We start from the raw sequence: 7,750 nt of genomic DNA on the forward strand, positions 1-7,750 counted from the left end.
CCGGCCTGGCCGACGGGGCCCTGGCCCGGGCCCTGGAGGGCGCGGAGGCCGAGGTTCGGGCGATCGGGGCCCGGAAAGGGGCGCTCGATGCCGAACGCGGGGAGTTGCTCGAACGGCGCCGGGCCCTCGAGGCCCAAGCCGCGGCGGCCCAGGAGGACCTCGGCCGCCTGCGCGAATGGCTCCGGCTCGCCGGGGCGGAGGAGGCGGCCCTGGCCGACCTCCTGGCCGGCCGGACGCCGGAGGAGGTCCTGGAGGCCCTGGCAGACGAGATCGAGGCCGCCCGGCAGGAGGCCGCCGGGGCGGAGGCGCGGGCCGAGGCGGCCGAGGCCGAGGCGCGGGACCTGGACGGGGAGGCCACGGCCCGCCGGGAGGAGGCCGCCCGCCACGACGCCCGGGCCGCCGGGTTCGAGGAGAAGCTCGCCGAGGCCGCGGCCGCCGCGGCCGACCTCGGCCCGGTGCTCTCCCGGTGGGGGTGCGAGCCCACGCTGCCGTACCGGGAGCGCGAGGCCGCGCTTCGGGCCGTGGACGAGGCCCTGGCCGGCCGGCGCGACCGGCTCCTCGCGGCCCAGGCGGCCCACGCCCGGGCCGAGCGGGAGGTGGCCTTCGTGGCCGGCGAGGAGGCGCCGCTGCCGGCCGAGGACCTGCTGGCCGTGCGCCGGGCCCTAGAGGAGGCCGGCGTGGCCACTGAACTCGGGGCCCGGTGGCTCCGGCGGGTGCCGGCCGAGGCCCGGGCCGCCGTGCTCGGCCGCTGGCCGTTCGTGGCCCACGGCCTCGTGGCCGAAAGCCGGGGCGCCTGGAACCGGTTCCTGGACCGGGGGGCCGAGGTCCTGGCGTCCCTCGACCTGCGGGCCGCCGTGCCCGTGGTTTCGCCCCAGCTCCTGGACGAGGCCCTCCGGGCCGGCGCCCCCGAGGGGGCGGCCGAGGGGCTCGTGGTGCTGGCCGGCGGGGCGGGGTTCCCCCTGCCCGGGGCGAGCGCGGCCCTGTGGGACCCGGCCGCGTTCGAGGCGTTCGCGACCGGGGTGCGGGAGCGGGCGGCCGAGGCGGCGGCCGGGGTGGAGCGGGCCCGGGCCTCCTGGGAGGAGGCCACGGCCGACCGGGAACGGCTGGCGCGGTTTTACGACCGCTTTCCGGAACCCCGGGTGTCCGGCTGGTCGAGGGAGCGCGACGAGGCCCGGGCCGCGGCCGGGGAGGCCCGGCGGGCGGCCGAGCAGCTTTCGTCCCGGGCCGAGGCGCTGCGGACCGAAGCCTGGGCGGCCCGGGAGGCGGCCGCCGGCGCCCGGGACCGGGGCCGCCGGGCCGAGGGGGATCTCGCCCGGGTGAAGGCCTACTGGGAGCGGTTCGGCCGGGAGCGCCCCGGCGTGGAGGCCCGGGAGGCCGAGCGGGCGGCAAAACTCGAGGAACTCCGGGCCGAGCGGGCGGACCTGGAGCGGCGGCTCGCCCGGGTGGAGGCGGAACTGGCCCGGCTCGGGGAGGAGCAGGCCTCGCTGGCCCACCGCCTCGCCGACCTCCGGCGGGAGCGGGCCGAGCTGGCCGCGCCGGAGTCCCGGGAGCCCCCCGAGGAGGCCGACCTGGCCGAGCTTCTCGCCCGGGCCCGGGCGGCCCGGGAGGCCTTCCTGGGCCGGGCCCGGGAGGTGGGGGAGATCGACGAGCGGATTCGCGACACCCTGGCCCGCGTCGAGGAGCGGCGGGAGACGATCCGGGGCCTGGGGGTCGAGGAGCCCCCGGCCGAGCGGGTGGCGGCCGAGGCCGGCCGGTGGGACCCGGTGGCCCGGCGCCGGCAGGCCGACGAAGGCCTCCGGGCGGCCGAGAAGGCCCTGGCCGGGGCCCGGGAGGCCCAAGAGGCGGCCCGGGCGAAGGCCCAGGACCTTCGGGACCGCCTCGGCCGGCTGGCCGGGGAGTTCCGGGGCCGCCACGGGGCCGAGGCGGAGGAGGCCCTGGACCCGGCCTGGGACGCCCTGGACCGGGCCGGCGAGGTGGGCACCCAGCGGGTCCTCACCGCGGCCGTGGCCCGGGCGGGGCGGGCCGTGGCCCAGGCCCAGGCCGCCTGGGAGGCGGCAGACGGGTTCCGGGCCCGGGCCGCCGAGGCGGCCGCCCGGGCCCGGGGCCTCGGCCCCGGGGCCTGGGAGGGGGAGGCCGAGCCCCTGGGACCCGGCGAGATCGAGGCCGCGGCCGACGCCCTTCCCGCACTCCTCGAGCGGTGGCGCGAGGCCGGGGAGGCCCGCGACCGGGCCGTTCGCCGCCGGGAGCGGGCCCTCGCGGGGTTCCTGGAGTTCCTTCGCACCGAGGCGGTGCGCCTGGCGGGCCGGCTCCACCTCGCGGCCGAGGACGCCGAGCGGGCGCTGGCGACCCACGCTGGCGTGGAGCGGTACTGGGGCCTCCACGCCCCGGCCGTGGAGGACCTGCGACGAAGCGCCCTGGCCGAGAAGGAACGGCTCGAGGCCGAGAAGACCGAGGTGGCCGGCCGGTGCGCGGCGTTCGCCCGGCGGATCGCCGAGGAGATCCGGTCGATCCAGCGCTACTCCACGGTGCGGTTCGCCGGCGGGGGCACCCGGCGGCTCCTCCAGGTGGACCTGGCCCTCCGGGACGAGGCCGCGGCCGAGGCCGAGATGCGCGGCTTCGTCCAGCGGTTCGTGGAGGCCTACGCCCAGGCCCCCGAGGCCGACCGGGCCTCCCTGGCCGTGCGCAGCGTGACCGGGTTCGAACTCCTGCGGGTGGTGGCCCGGCTCGACCGGGCCCGGGTGCGGATCTACAAGCCCAAGACCCCGGGGGCCCCGGCCCGGTACTCCGACTGGGAGGAGGTGCGGGCCTGGAGCGGGGGCGAGAAGCAGGTGGCCTGCTACCTCCTGTTTGTGGCCACCCTGACCTACGCCACCTACCGGGCGGCCGGCCGGGAGGACGCGACCAAGGTGCTCCTCCTCGACAACCCGGTGGGCGAGGCCAGTTCGGCCCACCTGCTGCGGGTCATGGTGGAACTCGCGCGGGAGAACGCGATCCAGCTCATCGTGCTCACGGCCCACCAGGACCCGGGCATCTGGAAGTATTTCCGAAACCTCGTGAGCCTGGTGCCCGTGCCCACCTCCCGGCGGACCTACGTGCAGCTCGACCGCGACACCATGGAGGCGTTCCGGGCCCACTTCGCCGTGGAGGAGGCGACGCTGCTGGCGGCGCCGAACCGGGACTGGGCCGAGGACTTCGCGGCCGAGGAGGGGGAGGCGGGTGAGGCCTGAGGATCTCGCGGCCGCGGCCGAGGGGTTCCTGCGCGAGGTGGCCCGCCGGGGCCGGCGCACCTTCGCCACCGACGATCTCGAGGCCCGGGTGCGCCAGATCCTGGGCCCCGAGGGGTACCTGGAGGCCGGGGAGTACGGGGCCCTGGCCCGGTGGGTGGCCGGGCGGGTGGAGGCGGGGGACCTCTCGCCGATCCAGGCCCGGGGCCGAAACGGCCGTCGGCCCCCCCTGTTTCGGGCGTACCGGCTCACGGCCCTCCCCGGGGCGCGACCGGATTCCCTGCCGCCCCTCCACCCCCGGATCGACCCCGCGGGCGCCCGGCGCCTGGGCCCGGGGCTTCGGGCCGCGGTGGAGGCGGTGTCGGCCTACCTCTTCGCCCACCCCGACCCGGCCGCCCGGCCCCGAGCGCCCCGCAACGAGCGGAGCCTCGAGATCTTCGGCGACGAGAAGTTCCTGGAGCGCCGGCCGGGGTTCCTGCGGACCCTGGGGCTCGACCTCGCGGACGTTCACGCCCTGGACGTGCGCGAGCCCTTCTTCCACCGGCGGTTCGGGAAGGGGCCGGTGGCGCTCGCCGTGGAGAACCTCTCGGCGTTCTGGTCGGTCTGCCGGGTGGTGGAGGAGGGCCGCTGGGCCTGGGGCGAGGCGCCCGCCCTCGTCGTCTACGGCGAGGGGAAGAAGATACTTCGCTCCATCGACTTCCTCGAAGCGTTCCCGGAGATCGGACGGGTGGGGTACTTCGGCGACCTCGACCCCGAGGGGGTCCGGATCCTCGAGGACCTCAGGGCCCGGGAGCCCCGGTGCCGGCCGGCGGGACGCCTCTACCGGGCCCTCCTCGGGCAACGGCATCTGGCGAGGCCCCTCAAGGAACGGCCGACGGCGGCCGATCCGCAGGGGGCGTTCGCGGGGTGCGGCGATCTGGCCGACCGCGTGGCCGAACTCTTCGCCGCGGGCCTGTGGCTCCCCCAGGAGGCCCTGGGCTACGAGGCCCTACGGGCGGGCCCGGAGGGGGGCTAGGCGGCTGGGCGGCCGTGAAGCCCGGGTCCGCTTCGGCTTCACCGGGGGCCCGGTGCGGGGTGGTTGCACCACGGAGGGCACGGAGGACACGGAGAAGGCTCGGTCGAGGGGCTTCGGTCCGCCGGGTTCGGCCGTGCATGAACGGCCGCGGGACCGTACCAGGGCCTCGGGTTCGGTTCGGGCCGGTGGGGTTTAGCCAAGGGCGGATGTCGGGTTTTGTCAATCAGATGGTAGGTAGGGAGGTGCGGCATGAAACGGTGGATTTTGGCGATGGCGGGGTGTGGGCTCCTGTGGGCCGGCGCGGCCGGGGCGTTCGAGGTGGGGGCCCGGGTGGCATACTGGATTCCCCAGCTTTCCGGCGATGTGCGGCTCGACGATGGGGTCAAGGGGGACACGGTGGACTTCACCGACGACCTGGGGGTCGACGACGAGAACTTCTTCTTCGGTGACGCCTGGCTCTGGATCGGGGACCATCACCTGATCCTCTCGGCGACCCGGGTGGACTACTCGGGCACGAAGACGCTTTCGAGTCCCATCACCTTCGGCGGCAAAACCTTCTCCGAACGTACCGACACCTCCCTCGAGTACACCCAGCTCGATCTCGCCTACCGCTACGATTTGATCGACCTCGAGAACATCTTGGCCGGGTTCTCCCTGGGGCCCCAGCTCCAGGTGAAGTACCTCGACGGCGAGGTGCGGATGGAGGCGGCCGGCCAGGAGGAATCCCAGTCGTTCCAGATCCCGATCCCCATGGTGGGCCTCGGCGGGCACCTGGGGATCCTGGCCGACCTCCTGGAGGTGCGGGCCCATGCCGTGGGCATGGCCTACCGGGGGAACCGGATCGTCGAGGCCTCGGGCGAGGTCTCTTACAACCCGCTTCCGTTCATCGAACTCGTGGCGGGGTACCGGTACTTCCAGATCGACGTGGAAACCGACGACCTCACCCTCGACTACGCCCAGACCGGGCCCTACGTGGGGGTGGGGGCCAAGTTCTAACGCTCCTCCTTGGCCAGGACCTCGGGCGGGAGCATCCAGACCACCCGCCAGGTCCCTTCCCCGTTCCGGTCCAGGCACACGGCCGTGCCGGGGACGAAGGCGCACACCGACGCCGCCTCGTCCCCGGTCACGAGCCGGGCCACCAGCCGGTCCACGAACGGCAGGTGGCCCACGAGGAGGATATCGTCCTCCCACCCGGCGGCCTCGTCGGCCAGGGGCCCCACCGGGGCCTCGGGCCCGAGGCCGGGGCGCTCCTCCACCTCGCCCCTTGGGAGCACGGCCCACTGGAGGAGTTCGGCCGTCTGGCGGGCCCGCAATTTCCCGCTGTGCCAAACCCGTTTGACCCCGATCCCCGCCCGGGCGAGAAACGCCGCGAGCCGTTCGGCGTCAAGCCGCCCCTTCTCGGAAAGGGGCCGCTCGGGGTCCTCCGCCTTGGAAACCGCTTCGGCGTGCTGCACCACGTAGAGCCGCATGCTTCTCCCTCCCGCGCTGGAGCCCAGGGAAACCCTGCTGCAAACGTAGCGCCCCCACCCGCGGAATCAAGGCCCGCCCCCGGGGGAGCTCCTGCCACCACGGACGGTGCGGTTTCCGGACACCGTGCTTGCGGGGTGAAATAGGCATTTTCGATGGTATCAGAGATGCCGGCGGTGGCGCGCTCTCGTTCCGGGTAGGAGCCCTGTCTTCTGTCTTCCGTCCCCTGTCACCTGGAATGGCACAGCGCGCACATGTCGCGGCTGGGAAGCCGGGTCTTGTGGCGGTCGTCCTTGGCCGAGAAATGGGCGTTGTGGCAGGTGGTGCAGGTGAGCGTGCCGTCCCGCTCCAGGGGGAACTCGGTGGCCCGGGCCTCGGCGGCCTGGCGGAGCCGCTCGAGCATCCAGTCGGGCGGGGGTTTGCCCATGTGGCTCACGTCCTGGTCCGAGAGGTCCTCGTGGCAGCGCAGGCAGATCATCTTCACCTGGCTCACGAAGTAGAGATCCTCGGCCCGCTCCAGTCCCTTCACCGGCGGCCGGTCGTGGCAGAACACGCACCCCTCGGTGGTGTCGTCCACGGTTTTGCGGTGGGGGTCGGTGGCCGCGAACTTCTCCTTCTCGTGGCAGCCCCAGCACAGGTCGAGCCGGAACCGCTTGGGGTCGTAGCGCCGCACGCTCATGTGCTGGGCGCCGGTTTCGCAGTTGTTGGTGTGGCAGGTGATGCAGGTGGTCCGGCCCTCGGGGTCGAGGGGGAGCGCCCCGGCGTCCCGGAGGCGGGCGGCCATCTCGGGCGGGAGCGGCACTCCCACGGGGTGGTGGCTCCGGGCGGTCACGTGGCACGACACGCAAAGGAGAATGGCGTCGCCCTGGAACCGCAGATCGTGGCGCGCCTTGGTGATCCGCTCCGGCGCCGCCTCCACATGGCAGCCCCGGCAGGCGTAGCGGTCGTTCTGGTGGGGGTTCTCCTGGAGCCCCCGTTCGAAGTGGAGTCCGTAGGCCTCTCGGAGGAAATGGGTGAACCGGCTCGACCCGTGGGGGTTGTGGCAGGTGGCGCAGGTGATCTCGCCCCCCGGACCCCGGGGCAGTTCGTCGGGGAGGTCGAGCACCGGGTCGATGTTTCGCGGGTGGTCCTTGGCCCGCACGTCGTGGCAGAAGTCGCACAGCCGGTTCGCGTCCACCCGGGCCGTGAGCCGGACGCCCGCGAGCACGGCCCCCGGCCGCACCGAGGCGTGGCAGAAGGCGCACCGGTTTTCCCCGGCGTCGGCCCGGTGGGGATTGGTGCGGGCGAGCCCCCCACCGTGACACAGGGCGCAGAAATCCGAAAGGCTCTGGACCCCCGGGTCATCGAAGCCCCGGAGGGCGTGGGGGCCGGCCGGACCGTGGAGCCGGTGGCACGACCGGCAGGTGAGCCGGCCGTCCTCCAGGGGAAACGCGGGGGGCACGGGCTGGGAGGGGGGCACCCCGTCCGGATGGAGGTTGGCGTCGGGGCCGTGGCACGTGCCGCACTCCACGGGTGCCGCCGGATCGCCGGGGTGGCAGGCCTCGCACGCCTCGCCGTCGTGGGGCGGCGCGGGGGGCGGGAGCGCCCCGGCGGCGGCCAGGGGCCACAGGGCCACGAGAAGGGCGGCAAGGGCGCGGAGCGGCACGGCGGTCCTCACATCGGGAACTCGGCCACCGGGGTGGCCCGGGTGGGGGCCGGGGCCGGCTTCGCAGGGGCCCCGCCGGATTCGCTCGGGGCTTCGAGGTTCTCGATCTTCTCCACCACCTGGAGATAGCCGGGAAAGATCCGCAGGCACCGCCGGTAGGCGGCCAGGGCCTCCTCGCGCCTCCCCTGCTCGGCCAAAATGTCCCCCACCAGGTCGTGGAGCTCGAAGGCGACCTGGGGCCGGGGCGACTCGGAAAGGGGGCTCATCCGGCAAATGATGGGGTGGGCTCGTGGATGAACAGGACTCGCAGTTTGAAGTACTCCTGGTCCCGGAAGCCATAGGCCTGGCGCTTGAGCACCTTGATCTTGTTGTTCAGCCCCTCCAAGGGGGCCGTGGTGA

General features: G+C 74.7%; 7 protein-coding genes. 3 read left to right on the forward strand and 4 right to left on the reverse strand.

Translation table 11 applies throughout. The annotated features are described in order from the left end of the window. From ACY0I8_RS14385 to ACY0I8_RS14395, 3 genes are all read left to right on the forward strand, one after another. The coding region (locus ACY0I8_RS14385; protein WP_461395308.1) for a coiled-coil domain-containing protein at positions 1-3,227 on the forward strand (3,227 nt) is incomplete at its 5' end. Further along, positions 3,217-4,239 carry a Wadjet anti-phage system protein JetD domain-containing protein gene (locus tag ACY0I8_RS14390; RefSeq protein WP_461395309.1) on the forward strand — a complete coding sequence of 341 codons (1,023 nt, stop codon included), beginning with the start codon at positions 3,217-3,219 and terminating at the stop codon, positions 4,237-4,239. The genes ACY0I8_RS14385 and ACY0I8_RS14390, both read left to right, overlap by 11 nt. A gap of 249 nt (positions 4,240-4,488) precedes the next feature. Further along, on the forward strand, positions 4,489-5,235 hold the full coding sequence (locus tag ACY0I8_RS14395; RefSeq protein ID WP_461395310.1) for a porin family protein: 747 nt from the start codon (positions 4,489-4,491) through the stop codon (positions 5,233-5,235). Here ACY0I8_RS14395 and sixA read toward each other — a convergent pair. The 4 genes from sixA to ACY0I8_RS14415 all read right to left on the reverse strand — a co-directional run. Continuing rightward, positions 5,232-5,708: a phosphohistidine phosphatase SixA gene (gene sixA / locus ACY0I8_RS14400; RefSeq protein ID WP_461395311.1), complete on the reverse strand. Its 477-nt coding sequence runs from the start codon at positions 5,706-5,708 to the stop codon at positions 5,232-5,234. The two genes, ACY0I8_RS14395 and sixA, sit on opposite strands and share 4 nt — an antisense overlap. A gap of 227 nt (positions 5,709-5,935) precedes the next feature. Then, complete coding sequence (locus tag ACY0I8_RS14405; RefSeq protein WP_461395312.1) at positions 5,936-7,351, reverse strand: hypothetical protein; 1,416 nt, start codon at positions 7,349-7,351, stop codon at positions 5,936-5,938. A gap of 8 nt (positions 7,352-7,359) precedes the next feature. Beyond that, positions 7,360-7,617, reverse strand: coding sequence for a tetratricopeptide repeat protein (locus ACY0I8_RS14410; protein WP_461395313.1), 258 nt, complete (start codon positions 7,615-7,617; stop codon positions 7,360-7,362). Further along, positions 7,614-7,750: transposase (locus tag ACY0I8_RS14415; RefSeq protein ID WP_461394759.1), on the reverse strand; the 137-nt coding region annotated here is incomplete at its 5' end. The genes ACY0I8_RS14410 and ACY0I8_RS14415, both read right to left, overlap by 4 nt.

The sequence above is a fragment of the Deferrisoma sp. genome (assembly GCF_054681715.1).

Bases quoted from the DNA above. Each gene is read 5' to 3' on its own strand.
- ACY0I8_RS14395 (WP_461395310.1), top strand. From the start codon at position 4,489: ATGAAACGGTGGATTTTGGCGATGGCGGGGTGTGGGCTCCTGTGGGCC.
- sixA (WP_461395311.1), bottom strand. From the start codon at position 5,708: ATGCGGCTCTACGTGGTGCAGCACGCCGAAGCGGTTTCCAAGGCGGAG.
- ACY0I8_RS14410 (WP_461395313.1), bottom strand. From the start codon at position 7,617: ATGAGCCCCCTTTCCGAGTCGCCCCGGCCCCAGGTCGCCTTCGAGCTC.